The 26290-nt window shown below is 45.5% G+C and carries 22 protein-coding genes; 21 read left to right on the forward strand and 1 reads right to left on the reverse strand.

Annotated elements, in window-relative coordinates:
- Positions 1 to 49: 49 nt before the first annotated feature.
- Positions 50 to 1231 (reverse strand): acetyl-CoA C-acyltransferase, encoded by a 1182-nt coding sequence (locus G517_RS0112875; RefSeq protein WP_028304749.1) that lies wholly within the window; start codon positions 1229 to 1231, stop codon positions 50 to 52.
- A gap of 222 nt (positions 1232 to 1453) precedes the next feature.
- Here G517_RS0112875 and G517_RS0112885 point away from each other — a divergent pair, with 222 nt between their 5' ends.
- The 21 genes from G517_RS0112885 (at position 1454) to G517_RS0112990 (ending at position 25996) form a co-directional block, all read left to right on the forward strand.
- Positions 1454 to 2023 carry a TetR/AcrR family transcriptional regulator gene (locus G517_RS0112885; protein WP_028304750.1) on the forward strand — a complete coding sequence of 190 codons (570 nt, stop codon included), beginning with the start codon at positions 1454 to 1456 and terminating at the stop codon, positions 2021 to 2023.
- Between the two features lie 191 nt (positions 2024 to 2214).
- Complete coding sequence (locus tag G517_RS0112890; RefSeq protein ID WP_211224294.1) at positions 2215 to 3525, forward strand: TonB-dependent receptor; 1311 nt, start codon at positions 2215 to 2217, stop codon at positions 3523 to 3525.
- A 201-nt stretch (positions 3526 to 3726) separates the two neighbouring features.
- Positions 3727 to 4689 (forward strand): metal ABC transporter substrate-binding protein, encoded by a 963-nt coding sequence (locus tag G517_RS0112895; protein ID WP_028304752.1) that lies wholly within the window; start codon positions 3727 to 3729, stop codon positions 4687 to 4689.
- On the forward strand, positions 4673 to 5371 hold the full coding sequence (locus G517_RS19120) for an ATP-binding cassette domain-containing protein (RefSeq protein ID WP_211224295.1): 699 nt from the start codon (positions 4673 to 4675) through the stop codon (positions 5369 to 5371). Before G517_RS0112895 ends, G517_RS19120 begins: the two co-directional genes overlap by 17 nt.
- A complete protein-coding gene (locus tag G517_RS0112905) occupies positions 5361 to 6146 on the forward strand; it encodes a hypothetical protein (protein ID WP_028304753.1) in 786 nt (261 codons plus the stop codon). Before G517_RS19120 ends, G517_RS0112905 begins: the two co-directional genes overlap by 11 nt.
- Positions 6147 to 6337: 191 nt before the next feature.
- The gene (locus tag G517_RS0112910; RefSeq protein WP_245543251.1) at positions 6338 to 8059 is read left to right on the forward strand and encodes an AMP-binding protein; all 1722 of its coding nucleotides are present in this window, start codon (positions 6338 to 6340) and stop codon (positions 8057 to 8059) included.
- A gap of 95 nt (positions 8060 to 8154) precedes the next feature.
- A complete protein-coding gene (locus G517_RS0112915; protein WP_028304755.1) occupies positions 8155 to 8916 on the forward strand; it encodes a 3-hydroxyacyl-CoA dehydrogenase in 762 nt (253 codons plus the stop codon).
- A 68-nt stretch (positions 8917 to 8984) separates the two neighbouring features.
- Complete coding sequence (locus G517_RS0112920; RefSeq protein WP_028304756.1) at positions 8985 to 10142, forward strand: acyl-CoA dehydrogenase family protein; 1158 nt, start codon at positions 8985 to 8987, stop codon at positions 10140 to 10142.
- 611 nt (positions 10143 to 10753) lie between these two features.
- The gene (gene flgB / locus G517_RS0112925) at positions 10754 to 11155 is read left to right on the forward strand and encodes a flagellar basal body rod protein FlgB (RefSeq protein ID WP_028304757.1); all 402 of its coding nucleotides are present in this window, start codon (positions 10754 to 10756) and stop codon (positions 11153 to 11155) included.
- Positions 11156 to 11157: 2 nt separating this feature from the next.
- A complete protein-coding gene (gene flgC, locus G517_RS0112930; RefSeq protein WP_028304758.1) occupies positions 11158 to 11610 on the forward strand; it encodes a flagellar basal body rod protein FlgC in 453 nt (150 codons plus the stop codon).
- Positions 11611 to 11624: 14 nt separating this feature from the next.
- Entirely contained in the window at positions 11625 to 12341 is a 717-nt protein-coding gene (locus G517_RS0112935) for a flagellar hook assembly protein FlgD (RefSeq protein ID WP_028304759.1), read from the forward strand.
- 25 nt (positions 12342 to 12366) lie between these two features.
- Complete coding sequence (locus G517_RS20240; protein WP_051206385.1) at positions 12367 to 14709, forward strand: flagellar hook-basal body complex protein; 2343 nt, start codon at positions 12367 to 12369, stop codon at positions 14707 to 14709.
- Between the two features lie 283 nt (positions 14710 to 14992).
- Positions 14993 to 15733: a flagellar basal body rod protein FlgF gene (locus G517_RS0112950; protein WP_028304760.1), complete on the forward strand. Its 741-nt coding sequence runs from the start codon at positions 14993 to 14995 to the stop codon at positions 15731 to 15733.
- A 25-nt stretch (positions 15734 to 15758) separates the two neighbouring features.
- On the forward strand, positions 15759 to 16544 hold the full coding sequence (flgG, locus tag G517_RS0112955) for a flagellar basal-body rod protein FlgG (RefSeq protein WP_028304761.1): 786 nt from the start codon (positions 15759 to 15761) through the stop codon (positions 16542 to 16544).
- Between the two features lie 120 nt (positions 16545 to 16664).
- Positions 16665 to 17339 carry a flagellar basal body L-ring protein FlgH gene (gene flgH / locus G517_RS0112960; RefSeq protein WP_028304762.1) on the forward strand — a complete coding sequence of 225 codons (675 nt, stop codon included), beginning with the start codon at positions 16665 to 16667 and terminating at the stop codon, positions 17337 to 17339.
- 11 nt (positions 17340 to 17350) lie between these two features.
- Positions 17351 to 18436, forward strand: coding sequence for a flagellar basal body P-ring protein FlgI (locus tag G517_RS0112965; protein ID WP_036591490.1), 1086 nt, complete (start codon positions 17351 to 17353; stop codon positions 18434 to 18436).
- Positions 18437 to 18534: 98 nt separating this feature from the next.
- Entirely contained in the window at positions 18535 to 19530 is a 996-nt protein-coding gene (gene flgJ / locus G517_RS0112970; RefSeq protein ID WP_028304764.1) for a flagellar assembly peptidoglycan hydrolase FlgJ, read from the forward strand.
- Between the two features lie 72 nt (positions 19531 to 19602).
- Positions 19603 to 21762, forward strand: coding sequence for a flagellar hook-associated protein FlgK (flgK, locus tag G517_RS0112975; protein WP_028304765.1), 2160 nt, complete (start codon positions 19603 to 19605; stop codon positions 21760 to 21762).
- 2 nt (positions 21763 to 21764) lie between these two features.
- Positions 21765 to 23030, forward strand: coding sequence for a flagellar hook-associated protein FlgL (gene flgL, locus G517_RS0112980; protein WP_028304766.1), 1266 nt, complete (start codon positions 21765 to 21767; stop codon positions 23028 to 23030).
- A 349-nt stretch (positions 23031 to 23379) separates the two neighbouring features.
- The gene (locus G517_RS0112985; protein ID WP_028304767.1) at positions 23380 to 24543 is read left to right on the forward strand and encodes a flagellin N-terminal helical domain-containing protein; all 1164 of its coding nucleotides are present in this window, start codon (positions 23380 to 23382) and stop codon (positions 24541 to 24543) included.
- Between the two features lie 283 nt (positions 24544 to 24826).
- The gene (locus G517_RS0112990) at positions 24827 to 25996 is read left to right on the forward strand and encodes a flagellin N-terminal helical domain-containing protein (RefSeq protein ID WP_028304768.1); all 1170 of its coding nucleotides are present in this window, start codon (positions 24827 to 24829) and stop codon (positions 25994 to 25996) included.
- Positions 25997 to 26290: the final 294 nt, after the last annotated feature.

Below are 26290 nucleotides of genomic sequence, written 5' to 3' on the forward strand. Positions count from 1 at the left end.
GAATAGTGGATAGGTAGGCCCTATCATTAGCTTGATAGGGCCTTTTTAACTAGAGCAGTTCAATAGCGACTGCTGTTGCTTCACCGCCGCCGATGCAGAGTGAGGCTATACCGCGTTTCTTGCCTTCTTGTTGAAGGGCGTGCATCAAGGTTACCAAGATACGAGAACCCGTAGAGCCAATCGGGTGACCTTGGGCGCAGGCACCACCGTAAATATTCACTTTTTCTGCCGGAATATTCAGGCCGTCGATCGCCAGCATGGTGACAATGGCAAAGGCTTCGTTAATTTCAAACAGATCAACGTCTTCAATCATCCAACCTGCTTTAGCCAGAACTTTCTCGATAGAACCGATAGGTGCTAGGGTGAATTCAGACGGCTGCATTGAGTTGGTGGCATGGGCAACAAAGCGTGCCATAGGTTTTAGGCCACGTTTTTCAGCTTCTGATTCTCGCATTAGAACGAGGGCCGACGCACCATCAGAGATAGAGCTAGAGTTGGCTGCTGTTACCGTGCCGTCTTTTGTGAAAGCAGGGCGTAGGGTTGGAATTTTGTCGATATTAGCGTTATGAGGTTGCTCGTCATCAACAACAAGAGTGTCGCCTTTGCGGCTGGATACGGTAACGGCAGCCGTTTCAGTTTTTAGCTTACCGTTATCAATAGCCGCCATCGCCTTTCTTAAGGAGTCGATAGCAAAATTATCCATAGCTTCGCGAGTGTAGCCGCGCTCATTAGCAACTTCTTGAGCAAAGACCCCCATTAATTTGCCGGTGCGGGCATCTTCTAGGCCATCCAAAAACATATGATCTTTGACTTCACCGTGACCTAGGCGCATACCGCTGCGAGCTTTGGTCATCAGGTAAGGTGCATTGCTCATGCTTTCCATACCACCGGCGATCATAATATCGTTACTGCCTGCCTTGATTAGATCGTGGGCTAGCATGGCAGCTTTCATACCTGAACCGCATAGTTTGTTAACGGTGGTGGCTCCCGTTGATACTGGGATTTCAGCATTCATCATCGCTTGTCGAGCTGGGCCCTGGCCTAAGCTTGCCGGTAGCACGCAACCCATAATGACTTCCTGAATATCTTCAGGTTGTAAATTGGCACGACGAATCGCATCGGCAATCGCTATACCGCCTAGCTGGGGGGCTGTTAAGCTGCTTAAACTGCCCATCATGCCACCCATAGGGGTGCGTGCGCCTGAAACGATTACAACTGCATCTTCTTTCATGGTTGGTAGCCCTTGTTTTTATACGATCATGTCGATCTTTTATACGGTCATGACATTATGACGGTGGATGTTTATTGATCACAGTGACGATTAACGTTACCGATAATCTTCGTTATTTCAATATCTTGGCGATTTTTGCTTGGATTCTATTTGACCCGTTCGGGCAGATTGTGGTTAATTTGATGTCATTAAACCAAAAACCAAGCAAGCGCTAGATTTAATATGACTCTAACCAATAATTCAAAACGACGCAAGGAACTGGTCTCCATCGCCGCTCGGCTGTTTTGCGAGCAAGGCTATGAACGGACAACGGTTCGTATGTTAGCGGACGCTATGGGTATTAAATCCGGTAGCCTCTTTCATCACTTTAATGATAAGCAGGAGATTCTTTGCGCGGTTATTCAGGATGGTATGGAAAGCGCCCTAGAAATTGCAGATCAAGCCCTTGAAGGAGAGGCAGATCCTAAAAGGCGTTTTATGGCTTTAGCCAAGGCTCATTTGAGCACCTTATTAAATGATCGCAATGCCCATGTTGTTGCTTTATATGAATGGCGTAGTTTGACTGATAGCTCCCTTGGCGTATTAATCGATATGCGAGATCGTTATGAGCAGCTTTGGCAGCAGGTGATTGATGATTGTGCAGCTGTAGGTTTGTTGCATGGTGATCAGCCTTTGATTCGTCGTTTTGCCCTTGGTGCGTTAAATTGGACCGTACAATGGTACGACGCAGGTGGTGAGAAAACACCGGACGATTTAGCTCAAGCTCTTGGTGAGTTAATTGGCCTAAGTTAGCTTTTAAGTCAGTATTCAACGGAGCTTTACACTTCTCCAGTGTAGAGCTTTTTTAGTCCTTTTATTTTTCAGCGGCCTATTCGCTGAGAAGCTGTTGTATTAAGAAGTAATAATAGAGCTTGAGGTTAATAATTCTCCATATTAGAATCCATAAAATGTTATGTTGTAACATTACTTTTATGGAGCTCGTTGTGAAAAATAATATATTGAGAAAAAGTCTATTAGCCGCCTCTGTCAGTGCATTAAGTGTCTTTAGTGGGTCGGCTTTAGCCGTAGATAAAACCTCAGATGTTGATGTGTCTATTATTCTAGAGGGGATTTTTTATAACGAGCTAAGCTCCGGCACAGCTACACCGGCAGGCTTTGGCGAGGCAGATCATGATGGCCATGATCATGGCGATACAGAAGAAGGCCATCAGCATGGGTTTGAAGAAGGCTTTGGGCTTGGGCATTCAGAGCTGGCTATTGATGCGGGACTAGGTGAATTATTCGACGGACGGCTTTTACTTGGTTTCGATAAAAGTAATGTCTCGGTTGAAGAAGCTTGGGTTAAAACCAGATCTTTACCGGCTGGCTTACAGTTGAAATTTGGTAAGTTTTTATCTGATATAGGTTATGTGAATAGTCAGCACAACCATAGCTGGGACTTTGCCGATCGTCCTTTAGTGAATCAATACCTATTCGGTGAGCATGGCTTGCAGGATGTAGGGCTTCAGGCAACGTGGCAGCTTCCAACAGAGAGCTATACCTTGGTTGGTATCGAGCTACTTCAAGGCGAAGGCGGTATCCTTGATCCCTATGCAGAGCAAGAAGATGTTTTTGAGGAACAAGATGCAGGGCCTCGTATTATAACGGGTTTTGCTAAGTTTGGCCCCGATCTAGGTGCTGACCATGCGGTTCAAGTTGGTGCTTCAGGGGGGTATGCCAGCCAGTATGTATCTGGCTACGATAAACATTTCCACGGTACAGAACCTCATACAACCGCTCAAATGGGCAGTAGCTGGTTTGCGGGCTTGGATGGCGTTTATAAATACTCATCAGGTAAAGCGTATGGTGAAGGTGATTTACGCTTAACCTCGGAATATTACTATGTTGAGCGGGATTTGGCTCAGTATTCCGGTGAGTATCATGGTCATGATATTGGCACGAGCAGCGAAGAGTACCACTTTGAAGGCAGCACCAAAGGTACCTCTTACACCGAGAAACAAGATGGCCTTTATATTGAAGGTATTTACGGTGTAATGCCGAGATGGCAGGTGGGTGTGCGTGCAGAAGCATTAGGGTTGGTTAATAAAAAGTGGAGCGGTGGCCATGGGGCTAATCTAGAGTCTTTAGATGCGTCTTATCGTTATTCAGGTCAAGTCACATGGCGCCCAGTGGAGCCTGTTTTCTTGCGGACACAGTTTAATCATAAGGACTTTTCCGGCAGCGATGGCAGCAGTAACGAAGTTATTGTGCAGTTCAATGTCGCTCTTGGTGCCCACGGTGCCCATAGCTTCTAATTGAATTGAGACACTGTTTTGATAAGGCAGCTTTGGCTAAGTTAACGCTATCGTACTATTTAGTATTGTCTAATTTTATACTATCTTATTTTGCCTGCCTTTTAGGTAGAAAGGAGGACTCTACGCTTGTCGTAACCTTTACGATAAGCCTCCTTTCTGCCTGTTTCCCATTTATTTTAATAGTTAGCGAGAGACAATCTCATGCGACGTTTTTTTATCCTGCTGGCACTTTTGCTGCCTATATATGGGTTTAGTGCTAGTTTTGCCGTTGCTGCTCAGCCAGTAACGGATGCACCAAATACACAACCGGTTCGAGTTCTTGTCACCACTAATAGTTTGGGCTTTCTTGTTGCTGAAATAGCCGCGTCTCTGATCGAGAATAAAAAGTTAGAACTTAAGGTGCTAGCGGCTCCAGGACGAGATGTTCACTATCTAGATGCTCGGCCTAGCTTTATTGCTGCAGCGCGCAGAGCCGATCTATTGATTGAAACAGGTGCCGGTGTAGAAGAGGGTTGGCTACCGGTTGTGGTTTCAAGTGCTGCGAACCCTGCTATCAACGAAGGCCGGTTAGGACGATTACGTGTTGCAGAGCATTTAACGCTGCGCCAATCCATCACAGTAACCGGCCCCCATGCGGGACATGTTCATGCGGCTGGTAATCCTCATTTTAATATCGACCCTCTTCGTATGGCCTTAGCATCCCGAGTAATTGCGAGACGTTTGGGTGATTTTTTTCCAGACCAGAGAGCAGAGTTAATTAAGGCTTCTTTCTTGCTGGAAAAGCGTCTTAAAGATGCGGCAAAAAAAATGGCGGCACAATTGATTGAAGGACAACGCTTTATTGCTTATCACGAAGATGTTGATTATTTAGAAGAATGGCTGCCCGTGATCAATATCGGTTACTTAGAGCCTATTCCGGGGTTGCCGCCAACCTCAAAGCATTTACGCAGCCTAGTTGAACAGCATAAAGGTGACGCGCTTGATAGAGAGCCAAAACCACGGGTTATTTTTGCTGCATTCAACCCCAGTCAAGGCGCTGATTTTCTAAAAAATCGTTTAGGCTGGACGACGCACCCTGTCCCTATAGAGCCTGAGCAGCCCAACTGGGAAAGCTATTTAAAATTGATGATTATATGGACTGATGCTTTTGATAAAAAATACTAGTCAGCTAAGCCTAGTCGCAGCGTTTGATGAGGCTTGTTTAGGCTACAGTTCAAACGTGGCCCAGGCCCTCGGGCCGATAAATGTTCAGTTAAAACAGGGGCAGCGTTTCGTTTTAACAGGAGATAACGGAAGCGGAAAATCCTTGTTGCTAAAAACGTTAGCGGGTGTGTTACCGATATTAAAAGGCCAGTTAACCATCTTTACAGAGCGTATTGCCTATCTTTCCCAGGAGCACTCTAGACCGGATGTTTGGCCGCTCACGGGATATGATTGGTTTGAAATGATGGGCGCTGATCGACCGCTAGGGAAGGCATGTCCCCTCTCTTCTGGTTTGCTGGATCGACGATTAGATCAGCTAAGTGGCGGGCAGTGGCAGCGGGTACGGTTGTCAGCCGTGTTTGCCTCTGGGGCAGACTTGATTATTTTAGATGAGCCAACTAATCATCTGGATCATTTCGCAAAAACGTTGCTCGCGGATCGCTTGCATGCTTTGCCCTCAAACTGCTGCTTATTGATGACCAGTCACGATAGCCTTTTAATGGAAGGGTTAGATGTTGAGACGTTAAAGCTTGAGAAATTAAAGATAGAGCGACTAGAGCTTGAAACACTAAAAATGGAAGAATCAAAAGCTGAACGGATAACAGCTAAACAACACAGTGAGTTTGCCAGTCATGTTGGATAGTTTCTGGATCTGGCCCTTTATCTCTGGGGCTAGTATCGCGTTTTTGTTAGGGCTTGCTGGCGCTACACTTTTTTTGCGTTCCGCGATATGGCAAGGGCTTGTTGTCGGGCAAAGTGCAGCCGCTGGAGGCGTTTTAGCCAGTGTTATGGCTTTACCTCTCGTTCCGGTTGCACTTTTGTTTAGTGCCTTGGTCTCTTTGCTCACAAGGCGAAAAGCAAAACTGCAGCAAGAACGTTTATTGCTGGCTTTTCTGTTATGTGGAGCCTTAATGACGCTGTTGATTGTTAATATCCCCCAGGCCAGCGTTGCGGCATCCCGTTGGCTTGAGGGGGATGTTTACTTTATCACTCGGCAAGATAGCTTATGGTTACTTATTCCTATAATGATGCTTGCTGTCGGATACTCTACGTTGCAGCGTGTTTGGCAGCATAGCCAAATAATGCCAGATAGAGGCTGCGCCCCAAGACTTAGCCGTTGGCGTTTTCTTTTTGAAGCATTCTGGCAGTTATTATTGATCGTCCTAGGGTGTCTTTTTTTAGGTCTGCCAGCGGCCTTATTTTTAATATTGTTACCGGCCTGGATTGCCGCTTTTGTGGCAAATGGGTTTAAGCCCTTTCTGCTGCTAAGTAGTCTGATTAGCCTGGTCTTATTTGTAATATCTTGGGCGGTTGCCCTAGATCTAGATCAGCCCTTCTCGCCTATATTGATTCTTCTTGGTAGCAGCTTTGCACTACTGATTTATCTACTTAAACCGTTTTTTATGACTAAAAAATAGATAAAAAAATAGGTTGAGGCTTGCGTCATAGGAAAAGGATCGCTAAATTGATATAAAACCAAGCGCTTGCTAGTTATTTTGCCTGCGCTTTTTTTAGAGTGTTAGAGTGACGTTTACGTAAACTGACTGGATGTGCTTTGCATCTGGCCATGAATAAGAATAATCAGGCGTAAAATATTCGGAGACCCATAATGACCGCTAAAACTACCCCTAATACGACTGCAGGTACTGGCTCTATGGCAAGTACTGGCTCTGTAAATAAAGAGCATTACGCTGCTTTTATGGCTGACTTTTCCATGGATCAAGTGGAAGCACAGTTTACCGGTAGCTTAAAAGATGGCTTTAATGCCTGCGTTGAGTGCTGTGATAAACAAGTTAATGCAGGCCGTGGTGATGAAGCCGGTTTGTATTGCGAAGCCACAGACGGCACCAGTTCAAGCTATACCTGGGCGGAATTACAGAAAAAATCAGCCCAGTTTGCTAATTTCCTAGCGGCTCAGGGCGTCACCGCCGGTGACCGCGTTTCCTGTATGTTACCGCGTACCGCCGACCTTTTAGTGGTTGTACTGGGAACGTGGCGTATTGGCGCTGTCTATCAGCCCCTGTTTACCGCTTTCGGTTATGAAGCGATTGAATACCGTATCTCCCAGTGTGATGCCAAACTGGTGGTGACTGATAGCAACAATCGCCATAAATTTGATCAAGTAAAAGGTTTACCTTCTGTTGTGCAAGTGTGTGATAACGCTGCTGATGCTGAAGCAAAAGGTGATCTGCACTTTGCGACCATTATGGCGGCACAGGATGACACATTTGAACCGGTTATTTTGGCCGCAGACCAGCCGTTTTTGCAGATGTTTACCTCGGGCACCGTTGGTAAATCAAAAGGGGTTGCTGTACCTCTGAAAGCATTGGTTGCCTTCCATATTTATATGAAGTACGCCATCGGTTTAGAGCAAGATGATAAGTATTGGAACGTCGCTGATCCAGGTTGGGCTTATGGTTTGTACTACGCCATTACCGGCCCATTGTGTTCAGGGGTTGCAACGCACTTTAATGAAGCGGGCTTTACCACAGAAAACACCTATGAAATGCTGGAGAAATACCAGATTACTAATCTGGCTGCTGCTCCAACAGCCTACCGAATGATGATGGCTAGCGATGCTCATAAGGAGATGAATCCTAAGCTTGTGCTGCGTCGGGCCAGCTCTGCCGGTGAGCCTTTAAGTCCAGAAGTTGTTAACTGGGTAACAGATGTATTGGGTTGCCCTGTGATGGATCATTATGGACAGACTGAAACGGGCATGACCTGCTGCAACCATCACACTCTTGAACATAATATGCACATTGGTGCGATGGGCTACGCCCTGCCGGGCTATCGTGTGGTGGCTCTGGATGCGGACTATAACGAGGTTAGCGCAGGGGAAGAGGGGCAGTTTGCTGTTGATATGGAAAATTCACCTGCATTTTTCTTCCAAGGCTACACTTGGCAGGAGAAAAAACCCTTCCACGGCAAGTATTACTTAACCGGTGATATGGTCTTTGAAAACCGTGATGGTTGTTACCAGTTTAGTGGTCGTGATGACGATATTATCACGACTGCAGGCTACCGTGTAGGTCCTGCCGATGTTGAAGGGACTGTGTTAGAGCATGAAGCGGTGGCAGAAAGTGCAGCCGTAGGTAAGCCCGATGCAAAACGTGGTCATATCATCAAATCTTTTGTTGTACTGCGTGATGGTTACGAGCCTTCGGCTGAACTGGTGCAGGATATTCAAAACCTAGTTCGTGAACGTTTATCAACCCACTCTTTCCCACGAGAGATTGAGTTTGTTGATGAGCTGCCAAAAACACCTAGTGGCAAAATTCAGCGCTTTGTTCTACGTAAACAAGCAGAAGACGAAGCAGCAACTGTATAGCAACGATTTTTGGCTACCACGCAGAGCGTGGTAGCCCGTTAAGAGTTAACTCGTTCCCACGCTCTGCGTGGTAACGCAAACGTGAGAGAAACCCCATGCAAATTTCAGGAAAAACCTTCTTAGTTACTGGTGCTAGCTCAGGCTTAGGCGAAGCAACAACGCGTAGTCTAATTGCTCAAGGTGCCAATGTTGTCTTGGCCGATATCAATAAAGCAGGTATTGAACTTGCGGCGGAGCTGGGTCAGGCGGCAAGTTTTATCGCTACGGATATTACCTCGGAAGAGGATGTACAAAATGCTGTTAATTTAGCGGTTGAATCTTACGGTGCTCTACATGGCGTAGTGCATTGTGCCGGTATTGTTGTGGTACAGAAACTATTGGATCGTGATTTAAACCCTGCATCGTTGGATCTGTTCGCTAAAGGGGTAAATATCAACTTAGTGGGCACATTTAATGTTAATCGACTTGCTGCTCAAGCGATGGCTAAAAATGAGCCTTTGGCAGATAACGAACGCGGCATTATTATCAACACGGCGTCTATTGCTGCCTTTGATGGTCAGGTTGGACAAGCGTCTTATGCGTCGTCTAAAGCCGGTGTTGCTGGTATGGCACTGCCTTTAGCCCGAGAACTATCCCGCCACGGTATTCGTGTGATGACACTGGCCCCAGGTGTATTTGAAACACCGATGATGAGTGATATCCCTGACGAAGCCGTTGAAGCGTTAGGCAACTCTGTGCCTTTCCCTAAACGCTTGGGTAAACCTGCAGAATTTGCCGCAATGGCCTGCCATATTATTGAAAATACCATGCTGAATGGTGAGGTGATCCGCTTAGATGGCGCTATCCGTATGGTTTAAGCATGTTGCTTATTTAATATGCCGTTTATTTAACATGCCCTTTATTTAAAAAGTTGAGGAATACCGCTATGCAGATGGCATTAACCGAAGAGCAGCAGATGATTCAGGATATGGCGCGTAAATTCGCCGAGACTGAATTAGAGCCAATGGCAGCAGAGCTGGATAAAACCGGCAACCGTGAGGTGCTACTGTCCAACCTAAAAAAATTAGCCGATCTTGGTTTTATGGGCTTAAACGTCAAAGCGGAATATGGCGGCTCTGAAGCCGGTGTTGTTGCTTTTAGCGTTGCGATGACAGAAATTGCCCGAGCCTGTGCCTCTACCGCCGTTACGATGTCAGTCACTAACATGGTGGCCGAAGTGATTCAGGAAGTGGGTAACGAAGAGCAGCGCCAGAAGTATATTCCTAAAATATGCAGTGGGGAATTTGCCGCAGGTAGTTTCTGTTTAAGTGAAGCGAATGCTGGGTCAGATCCTTCCGGTATGCGTGCCAGTGCCATTAAAGATGGCGAAGACTGGGTGATCAACGGTGCTAAGCAGTGGATCAGTAGCGCTGAATACGCCGGTGTTTTTGTGGTCTGGGCGGTGACCGATAAAGATGCCCCTAAAGGTAAAGGTATCTCCTGCTTTTTAGTTGATGCGGATAACCCTGGTGTCACTATCAGCAAAGCAGAAGAAAAAATGGGCCAAAAGGCCTCTGCGACTAACGAAGTCGTGTTTGATAACTGCCGCGTGCCGGACTCTGCCATTATGGGCAAGTTAAATGATGGTTTCCGCATTGCCGTGGCTGAACTGGCGGGAGGGCGCATTGGTATCGGCTCACTGGCGCTAGGCATTGGTAGTGCGGCTATGGATTATGCGGCGCGTTATACCAAAGAGCGGGAACAGTTTGGTAAGCCGCTATCCAGCTTTCAAGGGCTGCAATGGATGATGGCGGATCATTATACCGAGCTTGAAGCGGCGCGCTTGTTGCTAATGAGTGCCGCTTGGAAGAAAGAACAAGGCCTACCCTTTGCCAAAGAAGCGTCAATGGCCAAACTCTATGCCACTGAAAAAGCTAATACTGCCTGCTACAGTGCACTGCAGCTTATGGGTGGCAACGGCTACGTCAAAGAGTACCCGCTGGAACGCTTCGCCCGTGATGCCCGTGTCACCACTATTTATGAAGGTACTAGTGAGATTCAACGAGTGATTATCGCCCGTGAAATTTTGAAAGATCTTGGTTAAGAGCTGTATTTTATGCTAAGACGCTTGTGATTTTAACGGATAGCGCGAAATTCCCCTTCCAAAATTATCGAGCCTAAGCGAGATGTTTTGGTGGGTGATGGAGCGCAACTTGCAGAGCAAGTTTTCTTATCCTATTCTTATTGGGCTTCAGGATTGCTTGAGTCGTTAGACTGCTTGGAGTATGAAAACCACAATAAACACATTATATCCTCCGTTTCTTGTCTGAGCTTATGGCTACGCGTTGTAAGCAATCCTAACCGTAAGACGGGAAAACGAATCAGTTAGCCGCCCGTTTTGGCTAGGGTGACTAATGCGGTCGGGCATGGCCGTCTAGTCGTAGGAATCCCCCACCAGAGTCAGTTTATCTGATTTAGTGGAGGGAGGATGTCAAAAGATGTGCTATTGCGCTATGTTCTCTATTGTCTCTTGATTTAACTGCCTTCGGGCGGTTTTTTTTCGCCTGTAGAAAAGCGGCAAAGCCCTGCCTTTATGTTGTATTTAGGTTTTTTTTAAAAGAATGAATATATATTAACCAATTGTTTTAAAAGGTTTTTTTATTTTTGGCGTGATTATTGTATTAATTATGGCAAAGAAAATAGGTAGGGCAGATTATGACCGCAATTAGTTTCAAGAACGCTCTTGGTATTCATCCTGATGCACTGCGTGTTCGCACGGAGCGATCTGAAATATTGGCCAATAATATTGCCAATTCAGATACGCCGGGCTTCAAAGCGCGGGATTTAGACTTTAAAGGCATTCTAAAGGGTGAGTATAAAAGTCGTGACCGCATGGAGCTAGAACGAACCAATGCGCGTCATATTCCCGCTGAAGCCGTTACGACAGAAAGTTCGTTGAAATATAGACTTCCTACTCAGCCTTCTGTTGATGGTAATACCGTTGAATCTGATATTGAGCAGGCGCAGTACGCTCGTAATGCTCTTGAATTCCAGTCCAGCTTTACCTTTTTGAACAGTAAGTTCAAAGGGTTAAGCAAAGCGCTGAGGAGTGAATAACGATGGCTTTAGGCAAAGTTTTTGATATCGCCGGCAGCGGCATGAGTGCTCAAACGTTACGTTTGAATACCACCGCCAGTAACATGGCTAACGCGCAAAGTGTGAGCAGTAGTGTTGATCAGACCTACCGTGCGCGAAAGGCTGTATTTGCTCCTATGCTGGAAAACTATAAACAGGGAGAGTTGGGTAATCCTGTGACGAGTTTTGACCCTCGAGATAGTGCCGGAGAAGGTGTTTTGGTTCGTGGTATTGTTGAAAGTGATGCGCCTTTGCAGCGCCGCTTTGAACCGGATCATCCCATGGCAAATGAAGAGGGATACGTATTTTATCCCAACGTCAATGTCGTAGAAGAGATGGCGGATATGTTGTCTGCTTCACGCTCATTTCAAACTAATGTTGAAGTCATGAACACTGCTAAAACGATGATGCAGCGTGTGTTGACGTTAGGCCAGTAAGCGAGGAAATAGTCATGGCGATAGATACAACCACAACAAACAGTGCATTCTATGCAACATATGGCCTAGAAGCTCGTCAAGCGGCTGAGAAAGCAGAAGATGCAGCCAAGAGTAATGAGATGGGTAAAGATGAGTTTATGAAACTCATGATTACGCAGATGAACAACCAAGATCCGCTAGAGCCGCAGGGTAATGCTGAGTATATGGCACAGTTGGCACAGCTATCTATGGTGGAAGGTATTCAAAGTCTGAATACAGTAACAGAAGGTTTTATTACCTCGCTGCAGTCTTCGCAGGCGCTACAGGCCTCTGCACTGGTGGGGCGCAAGATTCAAGTTCAATCGGATATTGGTAACTTAGTGGAAGGTGGAACGCTTGCCGGTAGTATTTTTGTGCCTTCTGCTGCTCAAAATATGGATATGATGATTGTTGATAACGCCGGTCAAGTTATAAAAACGATGGATACCGGCGAGTATCGTAATGACTCGGGTTACTTCTCTGAAGGTCAGATTGACTTTGAGTGGGATGGCACAATGGATAACGGTGAAATGGCTCAAGCAGGCCTGTATCAAGTGGTATCCAGCGCTGAAATCGAAGGTCAGGCTTATGCCTTGACAGCTTATACCAACGCCAACGTAAACAGTGTCACCATCGCCAATGGCGGCGAAGTGTGGCTAAACCTTGCCGGTAAAGGCTCGGTAGCGTTGAGCGAAGTGAATGAATTTTTCTAAGCATTAGAAATAAGGATTAAGGATTATGAGTACATTCAATCTTGGTATTTCTGGCCTTTCAGCTGCCAAAAAACATTTGAATACCGTGGGTAATAACATTGCTAATGCTAGCACGGTAGGTTTTAAAAAATCCCGTGCAGAATTTGCAGATGTGTATGCAAAATCAGGTTTAGGTTCATCTTCTGGTCAAGTTGGTGGTGGTGTTAGTGTGACTAATATTGCCCAGCAGTTCTCCCAAGGTGGTCGTACTTCTACCGAGAACAGCCTTGATTTACGCATTGATGGCAATGGTTTTTTCGTTGTTGAGGCGGGTAATGGCACAACAAACTATACCCGTGCGGGTATGTTCCATGTAAACAATGAAGGTTATATAGAAAGCTCTACGGGGCAAAAATTACAGGGTTACGGTGCTAATGCCAATGGTGATGGTGTTGCTGTCGGCGCGATTGATGATCTTTTTATTCCGCAGGATAATATCGCGCCTAATGCAACTTCAGAGTTAAAAGCATCGTTTAATTTAGACTCCCGTGCGGACGCGCCGACAAATTATATTTTTGATTCAGCAGATTCAGATACCTATACCCATATCTACCCCTCGGTGATTTACGATACGCTGGGCAACTCCCACACCATGACGCAGTACTTCATCAAGCAGCCACCTTACCTTCCAGAATATGGTGAGCCAACCCGTGCTATTCAGTCTCTTTTGGGCGCAGCTAAATATGGCGCTGATGGGTATCTAAATTCGAGTAATTATCCAACCTTGAATGATGGGGAAAATGTTTTCCCTGGTGATATCGATGAAGATGCAAACCCAGCAACTACAGAATTAGATAGCGATATTGCTGAGATTTTTACTGGTATAGGTGGTGGTTTTAACTTTAATACTAGCTTTTTGGGTGCGGCTCCGATCGATCAAGCCGGTGTTAATGCTAACGCCGCACTAACCTCTGACCAAGCTGCGATTGAGGCTGCGATTGATACTGCGATTGCTGCTGCCGCAACAGGGTCGGGGGCGACTGGCGCAGGTGCTTTTACGGATGCGCTTGCGGCAACTCCTGCGGGTGATGCAGACGCTGCTGCTTCTGCTGCTGAAGCATACCTAGCTGGCTTGGGTGAGCCTCAAGCTGTTATTGATGCAGCAAGAGATGCAATTCTTGCCGCTGGCTCCCCTTCTAGTACAACTGTTAAAGAAGTATATAGTGATCGGTTATCGGCTATTAAGACGGCTTTGCAAGGAATGATGGATAGTTCTTCTGGTCGTACTAAGGAGTATTATGAGGATATTTATAAAGCGGTAGATGATTATATTCCTACTGTGAATGGAGATATTAGTAAAGATGTTTTTGATGGCGCTATTGCTGAAATTGAACAGGCCATTTCTGGTGGTTCCCGTGCTTATGCTGGTGTCGATACAATTGCTGGTGAGTTACGAATGGCTGTTATGGATTCAGCTGCCGTCCCGGCAATTGACCCTCTAACCGCTGAATTAAATATAGGTAATTTAAAAGGGCCTTTATCTGCACCTGTATTTGATGCCAGTGATTTTGAAGCCGCTTATGAGAATATTGTGGCAAAATTGGAAGCGGGTCGTGATGCTAATACAGGGACTGAAGAAGGCGGTGTTTATCAGTTAGCCTTAAATGCCCTGCAAGATGTAGATAAAGACTGGAGTACAGATGATTCCGCTCAAGAGTCTATGCTTAAAGTGCTGGATGCTCTTGAGTCCGAAGCTGCTGATAACCGTTGGCAGGTACATGTTACTATCGATGGTGAAAAAGTTACGGATGATAACGAAAATACGCCGGACTATTTTTCCTTTAACTTTACCGAGTTTGGCATTTTAGATGAACCCATGCCAACGATGAAAATTAAGGACTGGGTTCCAAAGGACAGTCTGGGTAATGTGAACGGCTCTGATGAACCGCAGGTTTTTGAGATTAATCTAGATGGTACGACTCAGTTTGCAGGTTCTTTTGGTGCCAAGACACTTTCGCAGGATGGTTTTGCGACAGGTGAGCTAGCCGGCCTTGAAATTGACGATGCAGGTACTATTGTCGCTCGTTACACTAACAGTGAAACCCGTTTGATTGGTCAGGTAGCGTTAGCTAACTTCCGTAACGAGCAAGGTTTAACGCCTGTTGGCGGAACGATGTGGGTCGAGACTAGCGAATCTGGTGATCCGGTTGTTAATTCACCGGGTGTTGGTATTGCCGGTAGTATTGAGTCGCGAACGCTAGAAGACGCTAACGTGGATCTTTCAGAAGAGCTGGTTGATATGATTATTGCTCAGCGCGATTATCAGGCGAATGCTAAAACGCTACAAACTGCAGATACTCTAACGCAAACTATTATTAACTTGCGTTAATGATCTAGTTGCTTGGTTGTTATCGCTTAGCCGCATAAAACCTCTCTTCGGAGAGGTTTTATGTTTAAACAACTTTTTATGTTTAAACAGGTTTTTTGCGTTTGCAGTGATCGTTTTTTGTTTTTGGCATAAGGCTTGCAGTTACTTAGGTAATTGCAAGCCTTTTGCCGTTTTAGAGCGCTCAAACCTGAGTGATACAGATAAAAGCGGCAAAAGCTCACCTGATTATAAAATCGCTTTGGATGTATTTTGCACAGAAAGGGCGATGACGAGGTAGTTCCTTATGGATAAAGCGCTTTATATTGCGATGACCGGCGCCAAGCACAACATGATGGCGCAAACGGCTCGAGCGAATAACTTAGCTAATGCGAATACCACGGGCTTTAAGGCGGATTATGAGCAGTCCCGCGCTATGCCGGTTTTTGGCGAGCATTTTCCAACACGGGTTTATGCCTTAACAGAACGCCCCGCAACCGATATGCAAAGCGGGGCCTTTATTGAAACAGGTCGCGCCTTGGATATAGCGCTCCAAGGCGATGGTTGGATTGGTGTTCAATCAAATACCGGCGATGAGGCTTATACCCGATCCGGCGATCTAGTGATTGATCCTAATGGTGTGTTACGTACCGGCAAAGGCCTGCCGGTAATGGGTGAGGGCGGCCCTATTGTTATTCCTCCAGCCTCCCATGTAGAGATTGGTGTGGATGGGGTTATTACGGTTCAGGCCCAAGGTGCGCAAGCCAATGAGTTGGCTCAGGTTGATCGAATTAAACTGGTGAACCCTGACAAACAACAAATGGAAAAAGGCCTTGATGGTCTCATGCGTTTACGCACCGGCGAACCTGCAGAAGCGGATGCGCTTGTTCGAGTTGAGTCAGGCTTTCTTGAATCCAGTAATGTTAATGCAGCTCAAGAGTTGATCAATATTCTTTCATTAACGCGTCAGTATGAAATGCAAACCAAGATGATGAAGACCGTTGATGAAAATTCGGCCGCGGCCGCTTCTGTTATGCGAATGAGCTAACTGAAACCAAATTGAGGGTAAGACCATGCATGCAGCTTTATGGGTAAGTAAAACAGGCCTAAGTGCGCAAGATACACAGTTACGCACCATTTCAAATAACTTGGCTAACGTTAGTACGATTGGCTATAAGAAAGAACGCGCTATTTTTCAAGACTTGCTTTACCAGCAAGTACGTCAGCCGGGTGCTCAGTCTTCTCTGAATACCCAGCTACCATCGGGTTTGCAGTTGGGTACAGGTGTTCGCACGGTTGCCACGCAAAAGATGCATACCGCCACTAGCCTACAAACAACGGAACAACCGTTGGATATGGCGATTGATGGTCGTGGTTTTTTCCAGATTCAGATGCCGGATGGAACCTTGGGCTATAGCCGTAATGGTCAGTTTCAGGTTAATGGCGAAGGCCAAATTGTAACAGCAACAGGCTTTTTAATGGAGCCTGAGATCCAGATTCCTGAAGATGCACAATCGGTGAATATCAGCCAAGATGGTATTGTGTCGGTTCAGTTGCCGGGAGATGTTTTAGAGGAAGAGATTGGTCAAATCACGGTGGCGGACTTTATTAACCCCACAGGTTTGCGATCCATTGGTGGTAACTTATTCCAGGAAACCGCTGCGTCAGGTGCGCCAATTGTGGGTGTTCCCGGTGATGATGGTTTAGGGGTTACGAAGCAAGGAACGTTGGAAAACTCCAATGTTAATGCGGTTGAAGAGCTGGTTAATATGATCTCGACCCAGCGCGCGTACGAGATGAATTCTAAAGTTGTTTCTGCCGCTGACGGTATGCTGCGTAACCTAACGCAAACTCTTTAAGGTTCGTTAAGTTGTTGTTCAGTCGTTAATGGGTTAATAACGCTATTGACTGGCGGAACAAAGAGCTGGCTGAATAAAGAGATGGATCGATAGTGAGATGATAGTGAGATGATAGTGAGCATGAAACGAAGCGCAGGATTAATGGTGTTACTAGCGGTAATGCTGACTTTAGTGGGCTGCCAAAAGAAGGAAGAGCTGATCAAGCCGGATGATCCTTTTTATGCACCTGTGCAGCCAAGTCATATTGCACCGCCTCCTGCTACGAATGGCTCGCTCTATCAGCAAAACTATAGCATGACCCTATATGGTGATCGTAAGGCTTACCGTGTGGGTGATGTGATCACTATTCTGTTGACTGAGACGACAAGTTCTCAAAAATCAACTAAGTCATCCCTTTCTAAATCGACAGAAGTTGAACTGGTCAACCCGACTATTTTAGGGCAACAGCCTCTTGATTTAGCTACAAATATTGAGAATGACACCTCTTTTTCAGGTAAAGGCTCTACGGGGCAAAGTAATAGTTTAGAAGGCAGTATCACGGTAACCGTACACCAACTATATCCTAACGGCTTGATGTTGGTTAAAGGTGAGAAGTGGTTGAATCTAACCAATGGATCGGAGGTGATTCGGGTGAGCGGCTTGCTGCGCCCCGAAGATGTTTCACCTGAGAATACCGCCTTGTCAACGAAGCTTGCGGATGCTCGGCTTACCTATAGTGGTACAGGTGATTTAGCGGATACCACTCGGCAGGGTTGGTTAACACGTTTCTTTAATAGCAGTTGGTGGCCCTTCTAGGAGTTATTGCAATGCGCTTTATGATCACAATGGCTTTATTGGTTTGGTCGATGACCGCCCAAGCGGAACGCTTAAAAGATATTACGAACGTTGAGGGTGTACGCAGTAACCAATTAATCGGTTATGGCTTGCTGGTAGGTTTGAGTGGTACAGGTGATAAAGCCCCTTTTACCAACCAGACTTTTGCTAACATGATGAGTCAGTTCGGTATCACCTTACCCCCTGGCGTTGATCCTAAATCAAAGAATATTGCAGCCGTGACCATTCATGCTGAGTTACCGCCATTTACCAAGCCTGGTCAGCGCATTGATGTGACGGTCAGCTCTATTGGTAATGCCGCCAGTTTGCGAGGTGGCACACTTTTGATGGCTCCTTTACGTGGGGCCGATGGTAATACGTATGCTGTGGCACAGGGTAGCCTTGTGGTGGGTGGTTTAGGCGTTGAGGGTGCTGATGGCTCTCGTATTCAGGTGAATGTACCTAGCGTTGGGCGTATTCCAAACGGTGCAACGGTGGAGCGTGCTGTTTCCCACAACTTCTATAATGGTGACAGCATTACCTTTAACTTGCACCGCCCTGACTTTACTACGGCGAAGCGTGTTGCTGAGAGGGTGAATGATCTTCTGGGGGATAATATTGCCCAAGCTTATGATGCCGTTTCTATACGAGTACGGGCTCCCCGTGATCCATCTCAACGTGTTAGCTATCTATCTGTACTGGAGAACCTAGAAGTTCAGCCCGGTGAAGAAGCGGCGAAAATTATTATTAACTCCCGCACGGGTACTATTGTTATTGGTCAGAATGTACGGGTTTCACCCGCCGCGGTGACGCATGGCAGTCTTACCGTGACGATCCAAGAAGCACCCGAAGTGGTACAGCCAAATATTCTAGCTAATGGTGAAACGGCTATTCAGGAAAGCACTGCTATCGATATTCGAGCGAATGACTCCACTATGTTTAAGTTTGCACCTGGAGTAACGCTTGATGAGATTGTGCGGGCTGTTAACCAAGTTGGTGCCGCTCCCGGTGACTTAATGGCCATTTTAGAGGCTTTGAAGCAAGCGGGCGCGCTAAAAGCAGACTTGGTCGTTATTTAGTAAACCGATAAATAAGCGATCTGACAGTCTGGGTAACGACCCGACCGTTTGGTTAATAAGTGGCCAGCGAATAACGAGACCGCTTTAGAGGAAAAACGATGATTAATAGCAAGTATGATCAGGCGAGAGTCGTAACCGATGTGCAGGGGCTTGAATCTCTGCGCAAAGGTGCTCGTGAAGATGACCCTGAAGCACTCAAAGAAGTCGCCCGTCAGTTTGAAGCCATGATGGTTCAAATGGTTATGAAAAATGCGCGTCAATCTAATGAGCTGCTATCAAAAGATGGCGTTTTTGATAGCGAACAAGTGCGCTTTTATCAGCAGATGTTTGATGAACAGATGGCGGTCAGTATTACTGAAGGCGGTACTTTTGGCTTGGCTGATGTACTTGTTCGCCAATTAAGTAAGGACTATGGCTTAGAAACAGAGGCCGATCAGGCTAAGAATCCTGTTTCAATTCAAGACATGCTTAATCGTGGTAGTCGTTTCCCTGCGAGTCGCTATGACCCAGAACTTGTACAGAGCTGGCGTGAAAAATTTGCTGCTGAACGGGCTGATAAACAAACAGCCTTAGACGAGGCCAAACGACTCGAAGAAGGCTTTACATCACCGGAAGATTTTATCAGCACCCTTTATCCTGCTGCAGAGAAAGTTGCGGAAGAGTTGGGCTTAAACCCTCAGGTGATGTTATCTCAAGCGGCTCTTGAAACCGGTTGGGGGCGCTTTATGATTCGTGATGATAGCGGCAAAAATAGCTTCAACTTGTTTGGTATTAAGGCGGACAAACGTTGGGATGGTGAGTCTGCTGTGGTTTCAACCCTTGAGTATCGAGGCGGGACAGCCCAGCGAGAACAAGCCGCTTTCCGTGCTTACGGTAGCTATGAAGAAAGCCTGCGGGATTACGCCAATTTCTTACAAAGCAACCCTAGATATACCGATGCACTGAAAAATGCCGCCGATCCTGTGAAGTTTACTAAGGGCTTGCAAGATGCAGGTTATGCTACTGATCCTGCCTATGCACAGAAAATTCAAAGTATTCTAAATAGCAGCAGTATGCAGCTTGCCGCTAAAGGAAATAACAATAGCCAGGGATGATGCCGGGTTATTCACTGTGTTAAGACCTCCGTACCCTTATTAAAGGCCGGCGCTTAATATTGGAGCAGAATTATGTCAGATCTACTGAAGTTGGGTTACTCCGGGACAAGTGTTCACCAGAACGCTTTAAATGTTACCGGTCATAACATTGCGAACTTGGATACGCCAGGGTATAGCCGCCAGCAAGCGGTTCAGCAGACAACAACGCCTCAAGGTTCCGGTGAAGGATATTATGGCACCGGTGCGATGACGACGACTATTCGTCGTATTTCGGAGGCTTTTTTAACCCAGCAAGTTCGTAACGATACCAGCTTAGCAAAAGAGTCTGAAACGCTGCTGGGCTATGCTAAGCAGCTTGATAACTTACTTGCCGATTCAAGCTCCAGCCCTGGTGCTGTATTGAATGACTTTTTTGCGGCAATGGAGTCGTTAAATGATGAGCCGGACTCCCAGCCTTTACGTTCGTTGGTGCTTGCGGAATCTCAAACATTGGTCAATCGCTTTAACCTTGTCAATGAGCGTTATGAAGCAACTAATGATAACCTGAATACGCAAATGATGACCAATGTTGATGATATCAACCGTATTGCTATTGCTATTGCAGGATTGAATGAAGAGATTGCAGCATCAAGCGGGCGTGGCGAAGGTACGCCAGCTAATGATCTATTGGATATGCGCGAAGAAAAGCTGCGGGAATTAAGTGAATACGTGGGTGTGACCACAACCGATGTTGCCGATGGGACGGTATCGGTATTTATTGGTGATGGCTTCCCTCTTGTTATTAATGACGAGCCTTTTAAATTAAAAGCGGCACCAGGCCGAACCGATCAGCAGGCATTGGATATCTATTATTCTGATCCCCGAGAAGGGGATAAGATGATTACTGAGCTTGTTACGGGCGGTGAGTTAGGGGGGCTTCTTAAATTTCGTGAAGACGTTTTAAACCCTTCTATCAATGAGCTAGGCCGATTGGCCATCACCATGTCTGAAACCTTTAATGATCAGCATAAACTGGGGATGAATCTCAATAATGAGATTGGCGGTAATTTTTTTCGGGATGTAAACGAACGAGAGCTAGCTGAATCTCGTGTCACGGCTTATCAGGATAATAATCCCAATGGCAGTTTAGGCTTAGAAGTTCATATTACGGATTCAAGCGCACTGACCAATAAAGACTATCGGTTGACCGCGTTGGAAGGTGGTACTGATACTAATACTAAATTTACACTGCGTGACTCTGACGGTAATCCTGTTCGTTTTACCTATACCGATGCGGCAGGAGATACGGTTAATAAATCTGTCGTTACCTTGGCTGATTTAAAAGATGAGAATATTACCGTTGAGGTTGATGGCTTTCGATTAAAACTGCCCAGTAGTGCTGCTGACAGTGTCTATAAAGGTGATGATTTTACGATCTCGCCTACTCGCACGGGTGCTAAAGATATTAGCCGTGAAATTACATCAGGTGATGAAATTGCCATTGCATCACCGATGCGAGCAACCACCGCTTCTTATAATACGGGTTCATTAGAAGTTATTTCTCGTGGTGTTAATGAAACCTTTAAGTCTGCTAGTACCGGTGGTTTTTCCGGTGATGAACCGGAAGATCCTAGTGTGTTCTTTGATCAGCGTGACGGCGCTATGCGACTGTACGATGGTGGTGTTGTATCGGATCTTCCTGATGGGGTTAAAGTTGAATTTGATCCAGCCCCTAGTAGTTATGCCAGTGGAGATGCTGATATGGCCTACGATATTATCGATCCTAGTACAGGAGCTGTGCTTGCATCGGGTAATTACACATTAGGTCAAACTCAAAATGTTATTCCCGATAGCTGGGGTATCGAGATGAGTCTAGGCGGTATGCCTGCAACTGGGGATACCGTTATTATCGACTTTAACACCGACGGCTTTGGTGATAACTCTAATGGTTCTGCCATGTCTGACTTACAGTCAGAAGGGGTTATTGATGGGGGGAAAGTAACCTATCAAGACTCTTACGCCCATATTGCTGAGTTTGTGGGCATCCAAACCGCCGAGGCTAAGGTTAATGCAGAATCTGGTGCGATTATTTTGGATCAGAGTGTTGCGCTAAGGGATGGTGTTTCTGGGGTCAACCTTGATGAGGAAGCGGCTAACCTGATTAAATTTCAGCAAGCCTATAATGCTTCTGCACAGCTAATCTCTATTTCACAACAACTATTTTCAACGCTCATTAACGCGGTTGGGAGATAATTATGCGAATTTCAACATCTCAGATTAACTATCGTAATACCACCAGTATTTTACAAAATCAGACGGATCTTTTTAACACCTCCCAGCAGCTGGGGACAGGTAAGCGAGTATTAACGCCCTCTGATGATCCTGTGTCGAGTACTTTAGCGTTTAATGCGAAAAACAAGCTGTCTAATATTGATCAATACGGTAAAAATATCGATTACGCCGTAAAAAGTCTGCGTACCAGTGAATCTGCTCTAGAAAGTATTCATACCGGATTAACCCGTGTACGCCAGTTGATGATTCAAGCGACCAACGATACGATTGGCGACGATGGCCGTAAAACAATCGGTTTAGAAATCAGAGAAATTACGGATCAGTTAGAAAAGTTTATTAACACCAAAGATGAGCAAGGCAACTATATCTTCTCTGGTAGTAAAGTTGATACTCCCCCTTTCGCAAAGCAGTCTGACGGTAGCTACAGTTATCAAGGTGATGGCAAAGAACGAGAAGTTCAGATCTCGGATAGTGTTAAAGCGGCTTTAAATATGACCGGTAAGGAAATTTTTGAAGATATTCCTTCCGCTATGTATGCCCAAGACCCAGTTAAGAGTTATCCAAATGAAGCTAATACGGGAACAGATGATATTACCGTAACAGGTAAACAGGCATTTCTGGATGGGCATCAAATTGGAGACTATCAGGTAGAGGTAACGAATGATGCAGTGACGCCACCTGAAATTACAGTCACTGGGCCGCGTGGAAGTGTAATTGACCTTTCTGCACCTGCAGCTGGAACTCCAAATACTTTAGAGGCTTTGGCTAGCTACTTAAACAACGGCGCTGATGCATCTACGGGTTCTATGGCTTTAACATTGCCAGGAGCACCAACGACAGTTACTGGCGACAGCTTCACCCTGCGCGTCAATAATGAAAAGCAAGATATGCTGACGGGTATGCAGCGTTTTGCTGAAACGTTAGAAAATTATAGTGGTGAAGACTATCAAAAAGATCTACTTAGTAGTTCTTTAGATGATGTTGATAGTTGGCTAAATAGCGTTGAAGTGGCTCGTACAGAACACGGTACACGCCGTAATGGTGTTGATGCGATTGGCCAAAATAATGCCAGCGTTGAGATTTTCCTTAAAGAGCAAGTGAGCACCTTAGAAGATATAGACTGGGCATCAGCGATGAGTGAGTTTATTCTACAGAAAACAGCCTTAGAGGCTTCACAGCAAACCTTTAGCAAAATCTCATCGCTAAGTTTGTTTAACTATATGAACTAAATCACCTAGCTAAATATCCGAGATGAATGCTCTGTTGTAATTTCAAGCTGCCAACTGGCAGCTTTTTTATATCTAATGCGGCGAAGATTTACCGATAGATATCGAATACCATTGCCGCTTTTCTTGATGATAAGCGACGAACTTATTCCGCTTGAATGATTTTAATGGATTTATTGATCTTAACTGTATGATAGTTAAGGGTTTTTTTAATTGGCACGCTGCTTGCTTTGTTAGAGGTAAGGCAAGCTCGGGCGTACTCGCTTCGAGTGATGAGTATGCCGGGCATTAATTTGATTAAGCAGCCTGCAGGCTGCGTGTCCAATACCTGAGAAAACGGAAGGGACTGAATATGGCTTTATTTGTAAATACCAACGTAGCGGCTTTAAACGGCCAGAAAAACCTGATGGACGTAACGAGCCGTATGAACAGCTCGTTTGAAAAGCTATCTTCTGGTAGCCGTATTAATAGCGCGAAAGATGATGCAGCAGGCTTGCAGATTTCTGACCGACTTACGACTCAGGTTATCGGCTTAGAGCAAGCAACCCGTAATGCCAACGATGGCATCTCTATTGCGCAAATTGCAGAGGGTGCATTGAGTGAAGTAACCACAAATATCCAGCGTATGCGTCAGTTAGTAGTACAAGGCGGTAACCGTACTTTGTCATCTGACGACCGGAATGCTTTAGGGCAAGAATTCACAAAGTTGCTTGATGTGAATAATGATATCGCCGGACGTACTTCCTACGGTACTCAAAAACTATTGAACAGTGACTCTCCTGAAGCTGGCTTTCAGATTCAAACGGGGGCTTATTCTGGTGAGCAAGATACTATCACTACAGGCAATGCTGAGCTTTCTGCTATGTTTGGCAAGGTTTTGTCAGACGAAGGGATCACTGGCGATTTATCTGATATGAGTGCTGGTTTGTCGGATTACGGTACTCTAGGTGAGATGGTTGGCGCTTATATGGCTGTTAATGGTGAGTCTGATATAGCCGCAGCAGCTGACGCTCTTTTGGGTGTTCGTACGGGTGATATTGCTGCTTCTAGTTTAGGTGAGCGAGGCGCGGCTGAACTGAATGTAGTGGAATTAACTAAAGTGCTAACACAAGAGGCTAGTGGCAGTGGTGGTTTTGCTGTGCTTTCGACTGTAAGTGCTGCTCTAGGCTTTATGGGCTTGGCTGGTACAGGTTCTGATGTATTGACAGGTGATGAGCTTCATACTATTCACGGTTTTGCCACAGATACACTGCTTGATTCAATGACGAGTTTAATTACTCAAGTTGATAAACAACGTGCCAAGTTGGGTGCAGAGCAAAACGGCCTGACATCGGTTATCCGAAGTAATACAACTGCTGTAGTTAATGTATCGGATTCTCGCTCACGGATTATGGATACTGATTTTGCGGCGGAAACTTCAGAGTTAACCCGTAACCAAATTATCCAGCAAGCATCTACGACTATTCTGTCTCAGGCAAACCAGTTGCCGCAAACAGCGTTAACCTTGCTGGGCTAACGTTCTAGGCAGTCGGGTTTAGCATCACTATGATCAATATATTAGAGCTTAATAAGATGGCTTTAATAGATGACGTAACCTGAATAAGCTGTCTTATAAATGTTCTTTTTTAAATAAAAGCCTGTAGTTAATCTGCAGGCTTTTTTTTAATTTTTTTGATAAAAAAGTTAAAGCTAATGATTATGCAGCCGATAAATAAAGTACAGCGGCTTTGTATGGCCTAAAGCAATTAGTTAGATAGATTAAATCTTAAATTTAAATTAATAAGATTGAGGGTTCTCCCATGGCTTTATTTGTAAATACCAACGTATCGGCTCTAAACGGCCAAAAAAACTTGATGGATGTTACTAGTCGTATGAACAGCTCGTTTGAGAAGCTGTCTTCTGGTAGCCGTATCAACAGTGCTAAGGATGATGCGGCAGGTCTTCAAATTTCTGATCGTTTAACCACCCAAATTACCGGTCTAAACCAAGCTAACCGTAACGCGAATGATGGTATCTCTATTGCTCAAATCGCAGAAGGCGCATTGAGTGAAGTAACCACTAACGTACAGCGTATGCGTCAGTTGGTTGTACAAGGTGGTAACCGTACTTTATCGTCTGATGACCGTAGTGCTCTAGCGCAAGAATTTACCAAACTGCTGGATACCAATAACGATATTGCAGATCGTACTGCTTACGGCACGACCAAAATCTTGAATGGCGATTCGCCAGAAGCGGGCTTCCAGATTCAATCAGGTGCGCAAGCAGGCGAGCAAGATACGGTAACAACTGGTAATGCTGAGCTTGCTGCCTTGTTTGGTAAGATGGGTGAAGGTAATGCAACAACTATGTCTGATATTAGTGCCAACCTTAATACTGCAGGTGAGATAGGTAAGGTTATTCAGGCCTATGCTGTTATCGCTGGTGAATCTGACTTGGGTGCTGCCGCTGATGCGGTTCTGGGTGCGGATCGTGAGGGTACTGTTGCTGATTTAGGTGGTGATAACGCTAAAGGCACAGTGAATGTTTCTGCTTTGACAGAAGTACTTGAAGGTGAAGTTGCCAACTCTGGTGAGTTTGCTGTGTACTCTGATATTGGTGCTGCTTTAACTGTTGGTACTCTTGCCGCTGATATTGGTACTGTAGTTTCTACAGGCTTTACCGATGCTCAAATTAATACGCTACACGGCTTTGCTACTGATACCCTGCTAGATGCGATGAGTGGTCTTGTGACTCAAGTTGATAAGCAGCGCGCTAAGCTGGGTGCAGAGCAAAATGGTTTGACCTCTATGGTGCGTAGTAATACTGCGGCTGTGGTTAACGTATCGGATTCTCGTTCTCGCATTATGGATACTGATTTTGCTTCAGAAACTTCTGAGCTGACTCGTAACCAAATTATCCAGCAAGCTTCTACGACTATTCTGTCTCAGGCTAACCAGTTGCCACAGACTGCATTGTCTTTGCTTCGTTAATGATAGTTACAATGACGGTCACTGCAGCGTTAATCTAGATGCTGGTAGTGACTGCCATGCTATGGAAAAAAACACGATCTTCGGATCGTGTTTTTTTTTGCAAATTTATTTGCTGTTTTCTTTAAATTTATTTTAAAGCTTAGACATACCTAGCCGATATATATATTTACAGAGCTTCCATAGCTTAAAAAAATCAATAGGTTTGAGGGTTTTCCCATGGCTTTATTTGTAAATACCAACGTATCGGCTTTAAACGGTCAAAAAAATCTAATGGACGTTACCAGTCGTATGAAC

The organism is Oceanospirillum maris DSM 6286 (assembly GCF_000422865.1).
Classification (GTDB): Bacteria; Pseudomonadota; Gammaproteobacteria; order Pseudomonadales; family Halomonadaceae; genus Oceanospirillum; species Oceanospirillum maris.

Bases quoted from the DNA above. Each gene is read 5' to 3' on its own strand.
- G517_RS0112985 (WP_028304767.1), top strand. From the start codon at position 23,380: ATGGCTTTATTTGTAAATACCAACGTAGCGGCTTTAAACGGCCAGAAA.
- G517_RS0112935 (WP_028304759.1), top strand. From the start codon at position 11,625: ATGGCGATAGATACAACCACAACAAACAGTGCATTCTATGCAACATAT.
- flgL (WP_028304766.1), top strand. From the start codon at position 21,765: ATGCGAATTTCAACATCTCAGATTAACTATCGTAATACCACCAGTATT.
- G517_RS0112905 (WP_028304753.1), top strand. From the start codon at position 5,361: ATGTTGGATAGTTTCTGGATCTGGCCCTTTATCTCTGGGGCTAGTATC.
- G517_RS0112895 (WP_028304752.1), top strand. From the start codon at position 3,727: ATGCGACGTTTTTTTATCCTGCTGGCACTTTTGCTGCCTATATATGGG.
- flgC (WP_028304758.1), top strand. From the start codon at position 11,158: ATGGCTTTAGGCAAAGTTTTTGATATCGCCGGCAGCGGCATGAGTGCT.
- G517_RS0112875 (WP_028304749.1), bottom strand. From the start codon at position 1,231: ATGAAAGAAGATGCAGTTGTAATCGTTTCAGGCGCACGCACCCCTATG.
- flgH (WP_028304762.1), top strand. From the start codon at position 16,665: ATGAAACGAAGCGCAGGATTAATGGTGTTACTAGCGGTAATGCTGACT.
- flgK (WP_028304765.1), top strand. From the start codon at position 19,603: ATGTCAGATCTACTGAAGTTGGGTTACTCCGGGACAAGTGTTCACCAG.
- flgJ (WP_028304764.1), top strand. From the start codon at position 18,535: ATGATTAATAGCAAGTATGATCAGGCGAGAGTCGTAACCGATGTGCAG.
- G517_RS0112915 (WP_028304755.1), top strand. From the start codon at position 8,155: ATGCAAATTTCAGGAAAAACCTTCTTAGTTACTGGTGCTAGCTCAGGC.
- G517_RS0112990 (WP_028304768.1), top strand. From the start codon at position 24,827: ATGGCTTTATTTGTAAATACCAACGTATCGGCTCTAAACGGCCAAAAA.
- G517_RS0112950 (WP_028304760.1), top strand. From the start codon at position 14,993: ATGGATAAAGCGCTTTATATTGCGATGACCGGCGCCAAGCACAACATG.
- G517_RS20240 (WP_051206385.1), top strand. From the start codon at position 12,367: ATGAGTACATTCAATCTTGGTATTTCTGGCCTTTCAGCTGCCAAAAAA.
- G517_RS0112920 (WP_028304756.1), top strand. From the start codon at position 8,985: ATGCAGATGGCATTAACCGAAGAGCAGCAGATGATTCAGGATATGGCG.
- G517_RS0112965 (WP_036591490.1), top strand. From the start codon at position 17,351: ATGCGCTTTATGATCACAATGGCTTTATTGGTTTGGTCGATGACCGCC.
- flgG (WP_028304761.1), top strand. From the start codon at position 15,759: ATGCATGCAGCTTTATGGGTAAGTAAAACAGGCCTAAGTGCGCAAGAT.
- G517_RS0112910 (WP_245543251.1), top strand. From the start codon at position 6,338: ATGACCGCTAAAACTACCCCTAATACGACTGCAGGTACTGGCTCTATG.
- G517_RS0112885 (WP_028304750.1), top strand. From the start codon at position 1,454: ATGACTCTAACCAATAATTCAAAACGACGCAAGGAACTGGTCTCCATC.
- flgB (WP_028304757.1), top strand. From the start codon at position 10,754: ATGACCGCAATTAGTTTCAAGAACGCTCTTGGTATTCATCCTGATGCA.